Annotated in this window: 18 protein-coding genes; 4 read left to right on the top strand and 14 right to left on the bottom strand. The window is 63.4% G+C overall.

Translation table 11 applies throughout. The features are described from left to right. Positions 1-48 precede the first annotated feature (48 nt). The 6 genes from torT to NR193_RS06540 form a co-directional block, all read right to left on the bottom strand. The gene (torT, locus tag NR193_RS06515; protein WP_256750051.1) at positions 49-1,116 is read right to left on the bottom strand and encodes a TMAO reductase system periplasmic protein TorT; all 1,068 of its coding nucleotides are present in this window, start codon (positions 1,114-1,116) and stop codon (positions 49-51) included. A 64-nt stretch (positions 1,117-1,180) separates the two neighbouring features. After that, entirely contained in the window at positions 1,181-2,152 is a 972-nt protein-coding gene (locus NR193_RS06520) for a biotin-dependent carboxyltransferase family protein (protein WP_256750052.1), read from the bottom strand. Continuing rightward, entirely contained in the window at positions 2,142-3,017 is an 876-nt protein-coding gene (locus NR193_RS06525; protein ID WP_256750053.1) for an allophanate hydrolase subunit 1, read from the bottom strand. Before NR193_RS06525 ends, NR193_RS06520 begins: the two co-directional genes overlap by 11 nt. Further along, a complete protein-coding gene (locus NR193_RS06530; RefSeq protein WP_256750054.1) occupies positions 3,017-4,402 on the bottom strand; it encodes an acetyl-CoA carboxylase biotin carboxylase subunit in 1,386 nt (461 codons plus the stop codon). Before NR193_RS06530 ends, NR193_RS06525 begins: the two co-directional genes overlap by 1 nt. Beyond that, positions 4,399-4,641, bottom strand: coding sequence for an acetyl-CoA carboxylase (locus NR193_RS06535; RefSeq protein ID WP_256750055.1), 243 nt, complete (start codon positions 4,639-4,641; stop codon positions 4,399-4,401). Before NR193_RS06535 ends, NR193_RS06530 begins: the two co-directional genes overlap by 4 nt. After that, complete coding sequence (locus NR193_RS06540) at positions 4,638-5,444, bottom strand: 5-oxoprolinase subunit PxpA (RefSeq protein ID WP_256750056.1); 807 nt, start codon at positions 5,442-5,444, stop codon at positions 4,638-4,640. Before NR193_RS06540 ends, NR193_RS06535 begins: the two co-directional genes overlap by 4 nt. Positions 5,445-5,734: 290 nt before the next feature. On the opposite strand from NR193_RS06540, the gene NR193_RS06545 reads away from it, so the two are divergent. Continuing rightward, on the top strand, positions 5,735-6,640 hold the full coding sequence (locus NR193_RS06545; RefSeq protein WP_256750057.1) for a LysR family transcriptional regulator: 906 nt from the start codon (positions 5,735-5,737) through the stop codon (positions 6,638-6,640). Between the two features lie 164 nt (positions 6,641-6,804). On the opposite strand, the gene NR193_RS06550 is transcribed toward NR193_RS06545, so the two are convergent. The 7 genes from NR193_RS06550 to NR193_RS06580 all read right to left on the bottom strand — a co-directional run bounded on the left by NR193_RS06550 (position 6,805) and on the right by NR193_RS06580 (position 15,311). Next, positions 6,805-7,683, bottom strand: coding sequence for an SMP-30/gluconolactonase/LRE family protein (locus NR193_RS06550; RefSeq protein ID WP_256750058.1), 879 nt, complete (start codon positions 7,681-7,683; stop codon positions 6,805-6,807). A 46-nt stretch (positions 7,684-7,729) separates the two neighbouring features. Further along, entirely contained in the window at positions 7,730-8,692 is a 963-nt protein-coding gene (locus NR193_RS06555; RefSeq protein WP_256750059.1) for a 3-keto-5-aminohexanoate cleavage protein, read from the bottom strand. Beyond that, on the bottom strand, positions 8,689-9,636 hold the full coding sequence (locus NR193_RS06560) for a 3-hydroxyacyl-CoA dehydrogenase (RefSeq protein WP_256750060.1): 948 nt from the start codon (positions 9,634-9,636) through the stop codon (positions 8,689-8,691). Before NR193_RS06560 ends, NR193_RS06555 begins: the two co-directional genes overlap by 4 nt. Before the next feature lie 11 nt (positions 9,637-9,647). After that, complete coding sequence (locus NR193_RS06565; RefSeq protein WP_256750061.1) at positions 9,648-10,454, bottom strand: SDR family oxidoreductase; 807 nt, start codon at positions 10,452-10,454, stop codon at positions 9,648-9,650. Between the two features lie 13 nt (positions 10,455-10,467). Further along, positions 10,468-12,549 carry an ABC transporter permease gene (locus NR193_RS06570; RefSeq protein ID WP_256750062.1) on the bottom strand — a complete coding sequence of 694 codons (2,082 nt, stop codon included), beginning with the start codon at positions 12,547-12,549 and terminating at the stop codon, positions 10,468-10,470. Next, positions 12,546-14,078, bottom strand: coding sequence for a sugar ABC transporter ATP-binding protein (locus NR193_RS06575; protein ID WP_256750063.1), 1,533 nt, complete (start codon positions 14,076-14,078; stop codon positions 12,546-12,548). Before NR193_RS06575 ends, NR193_RS06570 begins: the two co-directional genes overlap by 4 nt. 105 nt (positions 14,079-14,183) lie before the next feature. Further along, entirely contained in the window at positions 14,184-15,311 is a 1,128-nt protein-coding gene (locus NR193_RS06580) for a sugar ABC transporter substrate-binding protein (RefSeq protein WP_256750064.1), read from the bottom strand. A 220-nt stretch (positions 15,312-15,531) separates the two neighbouring features. On the opposite strand from NR193_RS06580, the gene NR193_RS06585 reads away from it, so the two are divergent. After that, positions 15,532-16,212, top strand: coding sequence for a GntR family transcriptional regulator (locus tag NR193_RS06585; RefSeq protein WP_256750065.1), 681 nt, complete (start codon positions 15,532-15,534; stop codon positions 16,210-16,212). A gap of 134 nt (positions 16,213-16,346) precedes the next feature. Here the strand turns inward: NR193_RS06585 and NR193_RS06590 are convergent, their stop codons facing one another. Next, positions 16,347-16,514, bottom strand: a complete 168-nt coding sequence (locus NR193_RS06590; protein WP_256750066.1) for a hypothetical protein — start codon at positions 16,512-16,514, stop codon at positions 16,347-16,349. On the opposite strand from NR193_RS06590, the gene NR193_RS06595 reads away from it, so the two are divergent. After that, on the top strand, positions 16,513-16,737 hold the full coding sequence (locus NR193_RS06595; protein WP_256750067.1) for a hypothetical protein: 225 nt from the start codon (positions 16,513-16,515) through the stop codon (positions 16,735-16,737). The two genes, NR193_RS06590 and NR193_RS06595, sit on opposite strands and share 2 nt — an antisense overlap. 186 nt (positions 16,738-16,923) lie before the next feature. Further along, positions 16,924-18,546 carry a chaperonin GroEL gene (groL, locus tag NR193_RS06600; protein ID WP_256750068.1) on the top strand — a complete coding sequence of 541 codons (1,623 nt, stop codon included), beginning with the start codon at positions 16,924-16,926 and terminating at the stop codon, positions 18,544-18,546. The last annotated feature ends 142 nt before the right edge of the window (positions 18,547-18,688 follow it).

The following is an 18,688-nucleotide window of genomic DNA, read 5'->3' on the forward strand; positions in this document are numbered from 1 at the left end:
CGATCCGGTCCCGCCTTGCCTGGCGGAACCGGACAGCGCTTGTCGCGATCAGTTCACGTTGAAGACCGGCTTGTAGCCATCCGGCGGCAAGATGTTCGTCGGCGAAACGTCCTTGATATTGGACGGATCGACAACGAAGATTTTCGGACCGACGTGCTTGATGTAGTCCTTGCCCTCCAGGATGCGGACCGCCTGGTCCACGGCAATACGACCCTGGATGACCATCGAGTCGGCCGGGGAAGCGAGGATGAAGCCGCGCTTGATGCCCTCATAGACGCCAGGCGTCATGTAGAAGGACAGCAGGTCGACCTTGCCTTGCAGGCCGCGCTCGCGAATGACGCCCTGCGCGGCTTCCGCCGTCACCGCGGTGCCCGCGATGTAGCGGATGTTCGGATTGGCCTGCAGCGCGTCCTCGACGAGCTTCAGCTGCACTTCCTTGCCGGTGTCGCCGAACTTGGGTTCCAGCACCTTGACAGCGGAGCCCTTGACGGCGTCGAGGAAGCCCTGGTTCGCCGCGCCCACCCAGCCGGCCCCCGCCGGTCCGGGGAACCAGCCCACCTCCACCTCTTCGCTGCCCGCCGGATGTTTCTTGGCCAGATAGGCGCCAGCTTCCGAACCCATCGTGTAGAAGGACACCAGCGACTTCGCCGAGATGTCCGGCGATGAGATGCCGTTGATTACGTCGATCACCGGGATGTTCTTCTTGTGGATTTCCGAAACGAGATTGTTGAGGCCGTCGGCGGAGATCGCTCCGATGACGACCGCTTGCGCGCCGGCGGCGACGCAATCCTCGATCTGCGAAATCTGCTTGTCGAGCTCGGTATAGCCGCCAGCTTCGAACAGGTTCATCTTGACGCCGAGCCGCTTGGCCTCCTCCGCCACGCCGTAATCGACACCGAGCCAGTAGGCGTCCTTCATGTGCGGAAAGGAAACGCAGATGTTCCAGGGTTTCGACGCCTTGTCGAGCGGCACGTAGGTGACATCGACCGACTTGCCGTCGGCCGCAAAAGGCGGCTCGATCTTGGCCGCGTCGTATGGATACCAGTCGGCGGCATAGGCGGCGCCGGCAATCAAGGTCGTCGCCGTCACAAGCATCATTTTTCCGAGATTTTTCATGTCATTCCCCTTCCTTGTTATCGGCCGCCGCCTCGAGGACGGTTCGGCCGCACTTACCCAAATGTCAGTTGAAAACGCTCCTGATCCTGCCCAGCAATGCCGCCCGGTCGGCGCGGGCCTTCAGCGCGCCGTCCATGTCGACCTTGACGAAACGTGTCGGTGTGTTCGGCTGCAGCTGGCCGATCAGGTCCATGTCGGCCGAGACCACGGTGCCGACCATGAAGTAGCCGCCACCCGAGACGGCGTCGCGGTGCAGGATGATCGGCTCGGTGCCGCCCGGCACCTGGATCGAACCGTAGGGATAGCAGCTGTCGACGATGTTGGAGGGATCCGACCCTGCCCCGAACGGCTGGTCGCGTTCGACGAATTGCAACGGCCGGCCGCCGCGGAAGCGATAACCCATGCGGTCTGCCTCGGGCGCCACCTTCCATTGGTCGTCGAAGAAGTTCTGATGCGACTGCTCGGTGACGCGATGCCAATAGAGGCCCGGCAGGACCCGCAGTTCGGCCGGCATTCCCGGTCGCCGACGCAAAGCTTCCGGGACACTTCGCCCTTCCTTGCCGGAAGTGGCGTTGCCGACAGGCAACTCGTCGCCCTTGGCGATGGCGCGGCCCTTGAAGCCGCCCAGCGCGCCGATCGGGTAGGTCGAGCGGCTGCCGAGCGCGATCGGCACGTCGATGCCGCCGGCGATTGCGATGTAGATGCGCGCGCCTGTCTGCAGGAAGCCAAAGCTCAGCACCTGGCCAGCCTTGACATTCAGCCCGGTCCAGGACGGCTTTTCCTCGCCGTCGAGCTTGATCGGCATGTCGGCACCGGTCACCGCGATCAGCGCGTCGCGGGTGAATTCGAGCTGCGGCCCGATAAACACCGCCTCGAGACCGGCCGCACCCTCGTCATTGCCGACGATCAGATTGGCGGCTCGCAGCGCCAGCCGGTCCATGGCACCGCCGATCGGGATGCCGAGATGAAAGTAGCCGGGACGGCCAAGATCCTGAACCGTGGTCGAAAGCCCCGGATTGAGTACCTTAACGGCCATTGATCATGCCCTCCAGCCTGGCGTTGTAGCCGTCGATGTCCTTCTGGAATTCACGCAGGTCGAAGGTGACGTCACTGATTGCCGGGGCAAACCGGCCGGCGGCGACTTCCTCGACGGTATGGTCGTATTCCTCGCGGCCGATCGGCTTGAACTTGACGATGTCGCCCGGGCGGAAGAACACCATGAAGTCACGGAGGTAGCTGGTCTTCTGCTCCGGATCGAAGATCGGCATCGGCGTGATGCCGAACATCTGGTAGCCGCCGGCGCCGCGCACGGAATAGATGCAGGAGAAGCAGCCGCCATAGCCGATGGTGAGCTTTGGTGTATCGGTGCGCGGCCTGAGGTATTTCGGCACCTGGATCTGCCGCGGCCGGTCGACCATCTGGTACATGAACGGCAATCCGGCGACGAAGCCGACCATCGACACGAACCACGGAGAGCCGGCATGGGCGGCGATGAAGTCGTCGACCGTGGCGTAGTTGTTGATGCGGGCGGCGTATTCGAGATCGGTGGCTTGGGGATCCTGGTGCCGCTCGCGGAAACGCATCAGCGTCTCGTGTGTCCAGGGATCCTGGTAGAAAACAGGGATTTCGATGATCCTGGTGGCGATCACCGGATCGGTCTTGCTGGCCGCACTTTCGATGGCCTGCACCTCGCGCAGCATGTCGTCGGGCCGGATGATGTCGGGATTGAACTTGATCTGGAACGAGGCGTTCGCCGGGCAGATCTCGGTCACGCCTCTGATCTGACTGTCGCGCACGGCATTGGTCATCGAGAGGCTCTTGAAGAACGCCTCCAGCGACATGCTCTCGTCGCATTCGACGAAGAGATGCTCGTCGCCACCGAATGAATAGCGGTTCTTCATCAGGCCACCTCCCTCGCGCCGCCTGGCGAAGCGGCGAATTTCGTTTCCAGCCAGTCCTCGAGAAAACGCGTATGGAAGCGCCCGGCCGCCACGTCGGCATCGGCGGCGAGCGCCTGATGCAGCGGCACGGTCGTCGGGATGCCGGTAATCCTGAGACCGGCAAGTGCCGTGCGCAGCTTCGCCAGGCAGGCGGCGCGATCGGCGCCATGCACGATGAGCTTTCCCAAAAGCGAATCGTAGAAGGGCGGCACCGTGTAGCCGGCAAACAGCATGGTGTCGAAGCGGATGCCCTCGCCCTGCGGCACGACGAGCGTCTCGATGGTGCCAGGACCGGGCATGAAACCCCTGTGTGGGTCCTCGGCGTTGATCCGGCATTCGATGGCGTGGCCGGCAATGGAAATGTCTTCCTGTCTGACCGACAGAGGCTGGCCACCGGCGATGCGCAGCATCTCCTGCACGAGATCGAGACCGGTGATCATCTCCGTCACCGGATGCTCGACCTGGATGCGGGTGTTGACCTCGATGAAATAGAAGTCGCGGCTGGCGTCGTCGTAGAGATATTCGACCGTTCCGGCGCCGCTGTAGCCGACCGAGCGCGCCAGGGCGACGGCGCTGTCGCACAGGCTCTTGCGCACATCGGCCGGCAGTCCGACGGCCGGGGCTTCCTCCCAGACCTTCTGCCGACGCCGCTGCAGCGAGCATTCGCGCTCGTAGCAATGAACGAAATTCCTGCCGTCGCCGAGGATCTGCACCTCGACATGACGCGCCTTCTCGATCACCTTCTCGATGTAGAGGCCGCCATCACCGAAGGCCGCCGCGGCCTCGGCCGAAGCTTGTGGGAAGTGACGTTCGAAGTCCTCGAAGGTGTGTGCGATGCGGATGCCCCTGCCGCCGCCGCCGGCGGCCGCCTTGATCATCACGGGCAAGCCGATGCGCGCGACAATCGCCGCCGCCTCGGTGATGTCGGAGACGCGCCCGTCGCTGCCGGGCACGGTCGGCACGCCGGCCTTGGCCGCGACCTGGCGCGCCGCCACCTTGTCGCCAAGCAGCCTGATGGCCGAGGCGTCCGGCCCGACGAATTTCATTCCCGCTGCAACCACGGCTTCGGCGAAGTCGGCATTCTCCGACAGGAAGCCATAGCCCGGATGGATGGCATCGACCTTGGCCGCCTTGGCCGCCGCGAGCACCGCCTCGACGTTCAGGTAGGATTTCTTCGCCGCCGGCGGCCCGATGTCGATCGCCTCGTCGGCCAGTTGCACCGCCAGCGAGCCGGCATCGGCGTGGCTGTACACCTGCACTGTCCTCAGCCCCAGGGCCTTCGCCGCGCGGATGATCCGCACCGCGATCTCGCCTCGATTGGCAATCAGGACGGAACCGATGGTCATGCCTCGACCTCGGCAAGCGCCTGGCCGGCCATGACCGCATCGGCGTCGTCGACGAGGAAGCGGATCGCCTTGCCGTCGATGCCCGCCGTCACTTCATGGAAAGACTTCATCACCTCGACAACGCCGATCACATCGGTGGCGGAAACGGCATCGCCATCGTTCTTGAACGGCGCACTGTCCGGCGATGGCCTGCGGTAGAACATGCCTGGCAGCGGCGACTTGATTTCGGCTTTGCTCATTTTGATCCCCTTGCGGCATGGGTCTGTTGGGCGGACACTTCCGTCACCGGTGCGATCCGGATCCCGTTCGCGACCAAAGCGGAACGCATGGTGGCGGCGATCTCCAGGCAACCCGGCGTGTCGGAATGAAAGCAGATCGACTCGAAATCGATGTCGATGTCGGCGCCATCGACGGTGCGGACCTTGCCCTCCAGACAGGCGCGCACGACCTTGTCGGCAATGCCTGCCGGATCGAGCTTGCCGACATGCCGCGTGAACACGATCGAGCCGGAGCGATCGTAGTCCCGATCGGCATAGAATTCCCTGATTACCGGTTGGCCGGCTTCGAGCGCGGTGCGATAGGTCTGCGACATGCCCATGCAGAAGACGAAGGCATTGGGTGCCACGGTGCGCATCAGCTTGATGAAGGATCGTGACAGCGCCTCGTCGGCGGCGAGTTCCATGTAGAGGGCGCCGTGCGGCTTGACGTGCTGCAGGACGGCGCCATGACGCCGAGCAAATTCCCTGAGCGCGCCGATCTGATAGACGATGTCGTTGACGATCTCGTCGCCGCTGCCGTTGATCTTGCGGCGGCCAAACCCTTGCAGATCCCGATAGCCCGGATGCACGCCGATGCCGACGCCGTGCTGGGTCGCAAGCCGTACGGTGGCGTCCATCAGATTGGGATCACCGGCGTGGAAACCGGCGGCGATGTTGGCGGAACTGATCAGTTCCATCAGCCTGGCATCGTCGGTGTCGCTCAGCCGCCATTGGCCGAACGCTTCACCCATATCGCAATTGATGTCGACAACCGTGACTGGCACGTTGCTCCCTTTGCATTCATGCGCCGATCGACAGCGCGGTTCCCGTCTTCTTGTTTTTTTTGAACGTTAACGCGGGAGCGTGACATTGGAAAATTCTATTCTCAGAATTTGACTTTCTGATTTTCAGATACCTATCGGAGATGCGCCTGAACGAGAAAGCGCGCGATACCGCCAGAAACCTTGGCATCCATTGCGACTCAAAAAGGCAATGGCTGCCCAAAGAAATTGCGTGTATCGTGTTTTCAGAAAATGCATGCCTCCGATATCAGATAAACGGAAAGCTACGTCCTTTGCCAATCAGCCTGCGCCAGATCCGCTATTTCGTCTCGACCGCCGAGCAGGGCCAGATTTCGCAAGCGGCGGTCGATCTCGCCATTTCGCAGTCGGCGATCACGACGGCGATCAAGGAACTGGAGAGCGAGGTCGGCGCCGACCTGTTCGTCCGCTCTCCCCAGGGCATGGAACTGACCGCCGCCGGGCGCCAGTTCCTGTTCCACGCCTATGACATCCTCAACAAGGTCCAGGAAGCGACCAGCCTGAATGTGCCGGCGAACACTCTTGAGGGCAGCCTCACCGTCGCGGCGACCTATACGGTGATCGGCTACTTCCTGCCCAACCACCTGGAGAAGCTGAAGCGAAATTTCCCGAAGCTCGACATCCAGCTTTTCGAGCTCAACCGCGAGGCAATCGAGGAGGGTCTTCTGTCCAACCGGTACGACATCGCCGTGCTGCTCACCTCGAACGTGCTCAATCCGGATCTGACGACCGAGACATTGATGGGTTCGCGGCGGCGGCTCTGGGTCGCCTCGAAGCATCATCTGCTGCAGCGGGAATCCGTGGGCCTGAAGGAAATCTCGCAAGAGCCCTACATCATGCTGACCGTCGACGAGGCGGCGCACACCTCACTGAAATACTGGAGCAAGACACCCTACCAGCCGTCGGTCACGCTGCGAACATCCTCCGTCGAGGCGGTGCGCTCGATGGTCGCCAACGGACAGGGCGTCGCAATTCTCTCGGACATGGTTTTGCGGCCATGGTCGCTGGAAGGCAAGCGCATCGAAACACTGGTGCCCAGCGACCCGATCCCGGCAATGGATGTCGGCCTGGCCTGGCGGCGCAATGCCCAGTTCACCCCCGCCATGGAAGCATTTCGGTCCTATTTCAGGCAGACGTTCTACATTCCGAACAGTCGTTAGCACTCACACGCGAACACCGATTTGAACGCCCTGGGCCCTTTGCGAGGCTGAACGGGATTGCTTCGGCAGCAACGACGTCTCCAATCATCCAATCAGTCAGGAAAGAACGCAAGACGTCGCAAGGTGTCCGAGGAGAATACGGCGGCGGAAATGCGCCCCCTTTCTTACCCGGCAAACCTGGGCTCGGCTATTCCGGTCACACCGAGACCGGTGATGGCGAACAGGCTGCCGCGCAAGACACCATCGCCGGGAAATCGCGGCAGCGGCGGCTTGGCCATCGAGGTGACGTACAGTGTGTCGAGCTTCGGTCCGCCGAACATGACGCTGGTGATCTTCTTCACCGGCATGTCGATGACGCGGTCGATGCTGCCGTCCGGCGCGTAACGCACCAGCCTTCCGTCATAGACCAGAGCATTCCACAGATAGCCTTCGGCATCGACGGTCGAGCCGTCGGCCGCACCACCACGGCTGGTGTCGACGCGGGTGAAGGTGCGTCGGTTGGTGGCCGCGCCGGTGGCGATGTCGTAGTCGTAGGCCCAGATCTCGCCGGTCCAGGTGTCGGCGAAATAGAAAGTGCGGTCGTCGGGGCTCCAGCACGGGCCGTTGGAGCAGATGATGCCGGAATCGATCCTGGTGACGGAGAAGTCCGGGTCGAGCCTGTAGAGACCACCGGACGGCCCCTCCTCCATCGTGTCCATCGAGCCGGCGAAGAAGCGGCCGCGCCGGTCGACCTTGCCGTCGTTGAGACGGTTCATTGGCCGGTCCGGCTCGGGATCGTGGATCAGCGTCACGTCGCCGGTGGCGAAATCGAGCAGATGGAAGCCGCGCTGCAGCGACACCACGGCGCCACTGCCATCCTTGCGCAGCGCCATCGAGCCGATCTTCATCGGCACGTCCCAGCAGCGGATTTCACGCCCGTCGGCGGTCGCGCGGAACACCCGCCCGTCGAAACTGTCGATCCAGTAGAGGCGCTCCTGCTCGACATCCCACAGCGGGCCCTCGCCCAGTGTGGTCTTCACGTCCACCACGACTTCGATCTTCATACCGTCCTCCTCTGTTTCGTGCCGTGCAGCGATTGGTCAGGCCGCGTCAGAAAGCGACCTTGTCGCCGCCTTTCAATGACAGGATCTCGCGCGCCTCGTCGGGCGTCGCCACCTCCATGCCAAGCCCCTCGATGATCTTGCGCGCAAGCAACACCTGTTCGGCATTCGACTTCGCCAGCCTACCCTTGCCCGCCCACAGGCTGTCCTCCAGCCCGACGCGGATGTTGCCGCCAAGCGCTGCCGATTGCGCGGCGATGCGAAGCTGGCTGGCGCCGGCGCCCAGCACCGACCAACGGAACTGGTCACCGAACAACCGGTCGGCGGTGCGTTTCATATGGGCGACGTCTTCTGGATGGGTGCCGATGCCGCCGAGCAGCCCGAACACCGACTGCACGAAGAAAGGCGGCTTCACCAGCCCGCGATCGGCGAAGTGGGAAAGGTTGTAGAGATGGGCGATGTCGTAGCACTCGAACTCGAAGCGCGTGCCGTTGTCGTAGCAGGTGGCCAGAATGTATTCGATGTCCTTGAACGAGTTGCGGAAAACCAGGTCGCGCGTCGCCTCCAGATGCGGCTTTTCCCAATCGAACTTGAAGGTCTCGTATTTGTCGGCGAGGTGATAGAGCCCGAAATTGATCGAGCCCATGTTGAGCGAGGCAACCTCCGGTTTGAACTGAGCGGCCGGGCGCACGCGCTCCTCGACCTTCATGTAGGGGCTGCCGCCGGTGGTGATGTTGATGGCGGCATTGGTGCCCTGCTTGACGCGCGGCAGGAAGCGGGCAAACGCCTCCGGCGTCTGGTCGGGCTTGCCGGTCTCCGGGTCGCGGGCGTGCAGATGCAGGATCGCGGCACCGGCCTCCGCCGCGGCGATCGCCTCGGAGGCGATCTGGTCCGGCGTGATCGGCAGATAGGGCGACATGGTCGGCGTATGGATCGCTCCCGTCACCGCGCAGGTGATGATGACCTTGCCCTTGGTTTGGGTAGCACCCGGCTTGCGGTTTGTTTGGGTCATTCTCCGAACTCCTGATCCGATTTTTTCTTGTGCGCCGCCAGCGCCATCAGCCGGCGATCGCGCCACACCTGCCGGGCGCCAAGACTGTCCCGTGGCAGGCGCTTGCGACGGTCGGCCTCGACGGTCGCCATGACCTCGCCCGCCCAGTCGACCCGGCGCAGCATCTGCGGGAAGATGTTCGAATAGATCGACTGATAGCGCTCGACATAGTCGCGCACGCCGCCCGGCGCATTGAGGTCAATGGTCTCGAACGGCCCCATGAACGACCAGCGCAGCGCCAACCCGTCGCGGATGCCGATATCGACATCCTCGACGCTGGCGTAGCCGTCGGCGACGAGCCTGAAAGCCTCCTCCAGCAAGGCTCCTTGCAAGCGGTTCATGATGAAGCCGTCAAGCTCGCGCTTCATCACCAGCGGTGCATGGCCGGCGTCGACGAGGAAGGCGCGGGTCCTTTCGAGCGTGTCAGCGGACGTCCACGGCGCCGGCACGACTTCGGCCGCCGGAATGAGATAGGGTGGATTGATCGGATGCACGACCAGGCAGCGATGCCGCCCTTGCAGATGATCGGTGAACTTCGACGGCAACAGTGCCGAGGTGGAACTGGCGATGACCGTTTGCGGGCCGGCAAGGGCGTCGATCAGGGAGAACACCTCCCGCTTGACCTCGAGGTTTTCGGGCGTGTTCTCCTGGACATGGACTGCATCGGCCACCGCTTCCGCCAGCTCGGCGACAATGGCGATGCGGCCGAGCACGGTGTCGACGGATTGACCGCGCAGCAGGTCGTTCGAGGCGAGGTCGCCGAGCACGCCGGCAATGTAGTCGCGGGCACCGCCTGTCGCGGCAGGCGACTGGTCCCACATCCGCACATCATGGCCGGCGCGGGCGAAGCTGATCGCCCAGGCCCGGCCGATAAACCCGCTTCCGACAATCGCGACATTGGCCATGGATCGGTTCCTCAAAGGGTCTCGACATTGCCGTCGACGCCGAGCGACTGGCCGGAAATGTTGATCCCGGCATCGGACAGCAGGAAGGCGATCATCGAAGCCACATCATAGGGGCTGGTCATGCGGCGCAGCGAGATGTTCTGCAGATAGCGCCCGGTCATCTCCTCGTGGCTGATGCCGATCTGCTTGGCGCGGGCCGAGATGACGCCTTCGATACGTGGTCCCTCGATGATGCCAGGCAGGATGGCATTGACCCTGATCCCATGCGGCCCAAGCTCCTTGGCAAGGCTCTGCGTGAAACCGATGACACCGAACTTGGCCGCCGAATAGGGCGTGCGGAACGCATAGCCGTGGCGGCCGGCCGCCGACGACATCGACACGATCGAGCCACCGCCCGCCGCCTTGATCAGCGGCACGGCGCGCCGGGCGCACAGGAACTGGCCGGTCAGGCAGATGTCGATGCAGCGCCGCCAGTCGGCCGGATCGATCTCGTCGACACCGCCTGTCGGCCCGGCAATGCCGGCATTGTTGATCAGCGCGTCGAGGCCGCCGAGCTTTTCCTCCACGGCCTCGAACAGCCGGTCGACGTCCACGTCACGCGAGACATCCGCCTTGATCGCCGCGACCAGGTCGATCTTGTCGGGAGCGGCGGCTAGCGCCTCGTCGGAAACGTCGCAGACGACGATGCGCGCGCCGAGCCGCGACAGCGTGTCGGCTATGGCAAAACCGATGCCGCCGGCGCCCGCTGTCACCAGCACGCGCTGGCCTTTCAGCCCGCTCAGAAATTCGTCCGCAGATGCCGGTGCGCTTGCGCTCATGGTCCTGTCCTTCTCATTGCAGCCGCCGTTCGCGCAGCGCCATGACGGCACCCAGAACGACCAGCCCGTAAAGAATTGCCCTTGTGGCGTAGGGAAGCGTGGTGCCGGCCAGCAGCATCTGCAGCGCCGTCAGCAACAATACCCCGCCGAGCATGCCGAGATAGTGGCCGCGCCCGCCAGTGATCAGCGCGCCGCCCACAACCACCACGGCGATCGACGGCAAGAGATAGTCGTCGCCCATGCCGAGGCTTGCCTGGCCCGAAAAGCCGGTCAGCATGATGCCGACGATCGCCGCGCAGACGGCCGACAGCATGTAAACCAGGATCAGCGTGCGTTCGACGCCGATGCCGGACAATCGCGCCGCGCGCAGCCCGTTGCCGATGCCGTAGACCCGGCGTCCGAAAGGCGTGCGTCCAAGCAGCAGCACTGCCACGACCACGAACACGACCATCAGCAGGACGACCGGCGTCACGAAGCCGAGCTTGGCCGTCATGAACCAGCGCAGCATCGGCGAGGAAAAACCGGCCGGTGTTCCCTGCGAATAAAGCAGCGCACAGCCCTGCAGAATGCCATTGGTGGCGAGCGTCATGACGATCGGCGAGATGCCGAGATAGACGATGCCGAAGCCATTGGCGAAGCCGATGGCGCAGGCCATCAGCAATACCACCGGCAAGGCATAGACGAGCGCGGCATCGGAGCCGTTGACCATGCCGGCCAGGATGATGCCGGAAATGCCGATCGTCCACGGCACTGAGAGATCAAGGCCGCCGGTCAGGATGACCGTTCCTTGCCCGAGCGCCAGGACGGCGAGGAAGGACGACAGCACGAGCAGCGAATTCCAGTAACCCGGATTGAGGATGGCGCGGCCGAGCCAGATCTGCGTGACGATGACGATGATGAGCAGGCAGACATAGGCAGGCAGTGCATAACGCAGCGTCTCCGCGTTGCGCAGATGGAAGGCAGGGCGCGGCGATGCGGCCGTGCGTTGGCCATGCGATGGTCCGGCGATCCTGAGACGCCGGTCCACGCGCTCGAGTTGCGAGGGCAATATGCCGGCGCGCCAGGCGGCAAGCCTAGCGCGCGCGGCGCGCAATTGCACGGCAAGCACCGATGCGTGCGAGATCGAGCCGGCGAGAGCCGCCAGCACGAGAATGGTGCCTTCGGCTATGGTCGAGTAATAGGCCGACACATTGAGCACCAGCAGGATGTTCACCACCATCATCAGGATATAGGCGCCGAAGACCGTGCCGACCGGGCCGCCCTGCCCGCCGCCAAGACGCGTGCCGCCGACGACGACCGCCGCGAACATCGACAACAGCAGCGGATTGCCGACAAGCGGATCGCCGCTGCCGGTCTGGGCGCTGATGAACACGCCGGCAAGGCCGTAGCAGCCGCCGGCGATCACATAGACGGCAAAGCGCACCAGCACGACATTGATGCCGACGGAAGCGGCCGAATCCGCGTCGCTGCCAACCGCGTAGAGCGCCGTGCCGAAGCGGGTTCCTTTCAGCCAGAACCAGGCGAGCAGGACGACGCCCAGCACCACCAGCGGCATCGGCAGCCAGTTGGTGATCGCGTCGCCAAGGTAGAACGTGCCGAGATCGGGCGACACGAAACCGCCGGGCTTGTCCATCACCAGCAGTGTGACACCCTGCAGGATGAACATGGTGGACAGTGTCACCACGATCGGCTGCATGCGCAGCACGGCGATGAAGAAGCCGTTGAAGGCACCGACAGCCATGCCGACGCCGATCCCGACTGCCGTCCACAGCAGGATGCTGGCGCCTGGTACCATCGGGTCCATGCTCGATGCCAGCACGACATTGACCAGCGATATCGCCGCGCCGGCGGACAGGTCGAAGCCACCCGACAGGATGACGATCGTCTGGCCGATCGCCGCGAGCGCCGAGGTCGCGCCGCCGCTCGACAGGAACGACACATCGAAATAGGTCAGCGCCCCAGCACTGATCCAGTCGACAATGAAGAGCAGGATCGCAAGGACGGCGGCGGCGATCAGCGCGCCGCGATTGCGCATCAGCGCGCGGCGTAGCCCAAAGCCACCGGAAACAGGGGATGAAGCTGCCGTGCTGCTCATGCCGCGGCTTCCCCGGCATGGCCGAGCGCCGGACGCATGATGGCCGGTTCGGTGATGGCGTCACCTTCGAGCTCGGCCGCGATGCGCCCGTCGTAGAGAACCAGCACCCGGTCGCATTGGTGGACGAGTTCGGGAATCTCCGTCGAGTGCAGCACGATCGAGCCGCCAGCGGCCACGTAGTTGCGCATCATTACGTAGAGCTCGTGCTTGGTGCCGACATCGATGCCGCGGGTGGGATCGAACAAAAGCAGGATGCGGCTCTGCGCCACCAGCCATTTGGCGATGGCGATCTTCTGCTGATTGCCGCCGGAAAACGCGCCAGCCCGAGTCCACAGCGCGCGGCGGTCGACCTCGACGGTGGCGAATGCCTCCTCGACGGAACGGGCCTCGGCTTCCATGTCGACAAGGCCGAAGCGTGTAAATCGCGACACCACGGGCAGCGTGGCGTTCTGGCTGCCCGACAGTTTCAGGAACAGGCCCTCGGATTTGCGGTCTTCCGGCACCAGGCCGATCGCCATGTTGGGCAGCAAGGCATCGGCGGGCGAGCCGAGCCAGACCTTGCGGCCGTCGACGAGGATATCGCCGCGGGTGATTTCAGCCATGCCGAAGCAGGCCAGGAACAGATCCTGCTGGCCCATGCCCTGCAATCCGGCAACGCCGAGGATCTCGCCCCGGCGCAGGTCGAAGCCGGCACCGTCGAGCTTGCGTCCGACCTTGAGGTCGCGCACGCCCAGAACCGGTGGACCGAAGGCCTGGGCACTGTCGGGCTTGGGCGGGAAGGTCTGCTCGATGCTGCGGCCGATGATCTTTTCGATCACGTCGCCGTCCGAGACGTCGGCAACCGGCGCGGTGACGATGTGGCGGCCGTTTCTCAGGATCGTCAGCGTGTCGCAAAAGGCGCGGACCTCGCGCATGCGATGGGTGATGAAGACGATGGTCGTGCCCGCGGCCTTCAGCCTGGCGATGATCTCGCCCAGCCAGTCGACGTCGCGGCCGGCGAGCGTCGAGGTCGGTTCATCGAGCAGCAGGATGCGCGGCTTGCGGTAGACCGCACGCGCGATCTCGATCTTCTGGCGCACCGAAAGCTCGAGCTCGCTCACTTCGGCATCGAGATCGACGGAAAAGCCGAGATCGTCGATGTGGCGGCGAACTGCCTTGCGGGCGGCGGCGCGCCGGATCAGGCCGGAGATGCCCACGGGGGCGTAGGGCAGCAGCATGTTGTCGAGGACGGAGAGATCGCGCACCAGGGTCATCTCCTGGAATGCCGTCTGCACGCCCAGCGCATGCGCGGCGCGCGGTGCGCCGTAGCCGATCTCCTTGCCGAAGACATGGACATGACCCGCGCTCGGCCGGACCAGTCCGGACAGCAGTTTCACCAGGGTCGACTTGCCGGCTCCATTTTCACCCAGCAGCGCGTGGACGCTGCCGGACGCGATCCGGAACGACACGCCGTCCAGCGCGACGGTCGGGCCGAACGCCTTGCTGATGCCGTCGATCTCGATGGCGGGAAGCTCGGAGTGGTCTGTCATTGTCCTCGATCGCCGGGCTGCGCACTTCTGGGCGACATGCATTAGCGCGGATCGACGATGCACGGACAGGATGTCCGCGCATCGTCGCGATTTGCCTTGGGAGGCTCAGTCTTCCGGCTGGCCGACGAGGGCAGCGCTCAGGCCGATCTCGGGTGTCTGGTCCGAAAAGATCGAAGCGAACCAGCCGGGGTTGGAGACCAGCGACGGCTTGAAGGCGTTGCAGCCGGCCTTCATCTCCGCCCAGGTACCCTCATTGCACAGCTTGATCGTCTCGTTGGTGACGACCGGCAGCGGCAGGATGGTGGTCTTCGGCACGTCCTTGCCTTCGATCGCCTCGACGGCGAGCTTCAGTGCAAGCGCCCCGGAGTAGGGCGGCGAGGCGTAGGAAATGCGGGGCGCGCCGAGCGGCGCATATGGCGACGCCGCGCCTTCGACTTCCGTGCCCTCCGGCAGCATCTGGATGCGGCCACCATTGGAGCCCTCACCAGCGCAAGGCAGGAGTTCGCTGGTCTTCTTGCCGGCCTCGAGCTGCATGGAGTTGGCGGTGAAGCAGCCGACCTGCATCCACAGCCCGTTGATATCGCTCCAGCTGCGCGTCGCCAGGATCTTCGAAAGCTCGGTGCGAGCGACGGCCTGGCTCCACATGCCGACGGCCTCGCCGACGATCTTGATATCGGGATACTTGGCGAAGACTTCCTTGGCGGCCTTGGTGCGCAGATCGTCGACCGACGTGCCGGGAACGCCGGTCACCGCGATGATGTTGCCCTTGCCGTTGAGCTTCTTGACCAGCCATTCGGCCGTCACCCGGCCCGCTTCCTCCTGGTCGATATGCACGTTGTAGGCACAGGGCTCGGTGATCTCCGCGTCATAGGCAAAAACCTTGACGCCCTTGTCACAGGCATTCTTGACCACCTGGTTGAGCGCGGTCGGCGAGATCGGGAAGATCACGATGGCTTCGGCGCCCGCCTGCACCATCGCGTTGACCTGCTGGATCTGGCGCTGCGCGTTCGGCCCGGCCACCTGGACCTGCAGGTCGACCTTGTCGGCCAGGCTCTTGTGCGACGCCATCGCCTTGACCATGTTGGCGGCCTCGGCCTGCCAGTCATTGCCGATGAAGCTCATGCTGAGAAAGATCTTGTGCTTTTCGGCCGCTTCCGCGGCGGACAGGCCGAAGGCGCACGCAGCCATGCCGGCCAGCAGCGCGAGCCGCCGGACTTTCAATCCGATACCCATATTAAACTCCTCCCAATCCGAACGACCGAATGCCTCCCAAGGGCACGAAACGTAACCCTTGTCATTCGATGCCATCGACCGTAACATGATTTGATCAAAGATCAATGATGAAATCACTTAATATCAAAACCGGCGGTCGGGGCGCTTGACGCGGCATCCCGAACCTTGCATTCCGGGCACAGGCGATAGGGTCGCCCTTGGGCGGGAAGGTTGACGGGAGATGGCTGGATCGGCGTTCAGGAAGCCGGGGGTCGAGATCACGCCCCTGTCCAGGGAAACCTTGCAGGACAGGGTCTACCGCCACGTCACCGAACTGATCCTCGACGGCAGCATCGTCCCTGGCGAGATGGTCACGGTTCAAAGCCTCGCCGACGCTTTTGGTGTCAGCCCGATGCCGGTCAGGGAAGCGCTGCGGCGCCTGACGGCCGCCAACGCGCTGATGGTGGTTTCGGGCCGCTCGATCGGCATTCCGGCACTAAGCCGAGCGCGCCTCATCGACCTCAGGAACGTCCGGTTCGAGATCGAAGCGATCGCGGCCGCATGGGCGGCGGAGCGCATGGACGACCAGGGCGTGGCGCTGCTGCGCCAACACCTGGATGCGCTCGAACAGGCCAATGCGGCCGGAGACGTCAAATCCTATCTCAGGGCCAACTACGCCTTTCATTTCTCGATCTATCGGGCGGCCGGCTCCGAGAACATGCTCAATATCATCGAGAACCTTTGGCTGCAGATCAGCCCCTACTTCAACATGCTGCACGATTCGGGAAACTACTCCACGGCGAACGAACACCATCAGGAGATGTTCGCAGCACTGCGCGACCGAGATGCGGAGGCGGTTCGGGCCGCGGTCCGCGCCGACATCGACGCGGCTTTCGACGTGCTGGTCGGCCTGCTGAAGTAGCCAGAAACTGTCTGATACGTCTTCAAGCTGACGTTGGGCGTCGGTAGCTTTCACCCCGCGGCCCCGTGGCGGCTCTGGAGTTCGGCGTGACGGGGATGCATGCATCCACCGCCAGCACGGAGCAGACTTCCTTTCTACACGAAGGCCATTACGACCACGCCACCCACGACAACCAGGGCCAGTCCAGCGATAAGCATGGGCAGCAACGTATTGCCTGCCTTTGCGCCGCTTGCCGCTTCAGTGCTGAATACGAGGCTTGGGCGCTCTTCGAGCACGTCTTGCTTCTCGATCTGGAATTTCATGTTCGTCTCACTTCGCTTTGTTGGCGTTGCAGGGAGAACCATTCGCCGCACCGAAGCGCGCGTCGACATGTCGATGTTCTGTCCGTCAGCCGGTGCCAAAGAAGAAAAGCTACCGGACTTGAAGCGTCGGGTCTTTGCGCTCGCGCAAACTGGATGCCACGACGCGTTCGTCGCCGCTGCTATCGGCAGGCTGTTTTTCTGGAGCCGAGAAACCCGGCCATAGCGCTCTTCCCAAGGCCATCGATACTGCGGGCGGGTAACCCCTTCGACCGTCGCCGGGATATCACTCCTGTGAAGGCCCACCCATCGTTGATCCTCGTCAATATCGCCCGAAATACCGATTGATGCGCATCAAAGCCGACGGAACGTATGCCGGTTAGTTAAAGCGGACAGCGGTTCGGAGGTGGTCATGGCTCACAAGCAAGTGTTGTTTCGTTCAGCGGCGCGCGAAAAGATCCTTCGTGGCGCGACCCAACTCGCCGACGCCGTGCGCGTGACGCTCGGGCCGCGCTCGAAGTCGGTCCTGATCGAAAAGAAATGGGGCGCTCCCATCGTCTGCAACGACGGGGTGACCATCGCCAAGGAATTCGACCTGAAGGATCCCGAGGAGAACCTTGGCGCGCGGATGCTCAGGCAGGCGGCCGAGAAAACCGGCGACATGGTCGGGGACGGCACCAGCACGTCAACCATTCTGGCCCATGCGATATTCGCCGACGGCGTGCGCAACGTTGTCGCCGGCGCCAGCGCGATCGATATCAAACGTGGTCTCGATCGTGCAACAAAACGGGCAATAGAGACGCTCAAGCAGATATCCCGACCAGTCTCGACCCGCCGCGAGAAAGAGCAGGTGGCGACGATCTCCGCGCATAACGACCCGCTCATCGGCAAACTCGTCGGCGAGGCGATGGAGAAGGTCGGCGGCGAAGGCGTCATCACGGTCGAGGAAGCGAAGACCACGGAAACGGTTCTGGAGGTTGTCGAGGGCATGCAGTTCGATCGGGGTTTCCTGTCACCTTATTTCGTGACCGATCCCGAGAAGATGGAAGCGGTCCTGGAAGACGCGGTCGTGCTCATCGTCGAAAAGAAGATCGCTTCGCTGAACGATCTCATCAAGCTTTTGGAAGCCGTGGCAAAGTCGGGCTCGCCCTTGCTGGTTGTCGCCGAGGAAGTCGAAGGCGAGGCGCTTGCGACGCTCATCGTCAATCAGATCCGGGGTACGTTCAAGAACTGCGCCGTCAAGGCGCCAGGTTTCGGCGACCGTCGCAAGGCCATGCTGCAGGACATCGCCATCCTGACCGGCGGTCAGGTTATTTCCGAAGACCTCGGGCTCAAACTGGAAAATGTCACGATGGAGCAGTTGGGGCGCGCAAAGCGCGTGGTCGTCGACAAGGACAATACGACAATCATCGGCGGTAGCGGTGACGCCAAGGCGATCAAGGGTCGAGTGGAACAGATCCGGCGCGAGATCGACGACACGACCAGCGACTATGATCGCGAAAAGCTGCAGGAACGGCTGGCCAAGCTTGCGGGCGGCGTCGCGGTCATAAAGGTCGGCGCGCCGACGGAGGCCGAAATGAAGTCGAAAAAGGAAGCGCTCGACGATGCCATCAGCGCCACCAAGGCCGCGGTCGCCGAAGGGATAGTGCCAGGCGGCGGGCTTGCCCTGTTGCGCTGCATCGCGACGGTGGCTGACGAGGAGCAGCATTGCGAAGGCGACGAGCGGACGGGCGTACAGATCCTCAAGCGCGCACTTGAAGCACCGGTCCGGCAGATCGCCGAGAATTCCGCGGTCGACGGTGGCGTTGTCATTGCCAAGATGATTGAAGGCACGGGCAATTTCGGCTTCGATGCGGGGCAAAAAGTGTATGTCGACCTCGTCGAAGCCGGCATCATCGACCCGACCAAGGTGGTGCGCATCGCGCTTGAAAACGCGGTCTCGGTCGCAAGCGTTCTGCTCTTGACCGAGGCAACCATGACCGAAATTCCCGAACCGGCGAAAGAACGCGCTCTCGAACCGGAAATGACGATGTAGTACCGCGCGAAGCGTCGTTTATGAGGTGGAAATAGACGACTCGATGACGATTTCGGCGCGGCAGTGCCGCGCCGCCCCAGGTCGCGTTCTCTCCTGACGATGTGCCCTGACGGACTTGCAAGAGATGCAGGCTTTGATGCGC

Source organism: Mesorhizobium sp. Mes31 (assembly GCF_024519675.1).
Taxonomy (GTDB): domain Bacteria; phylum Pseudomonadota; class Alphaproteobacteria; order Rhizobiales; family Rhizobiaceae; genus Mesorhizobium.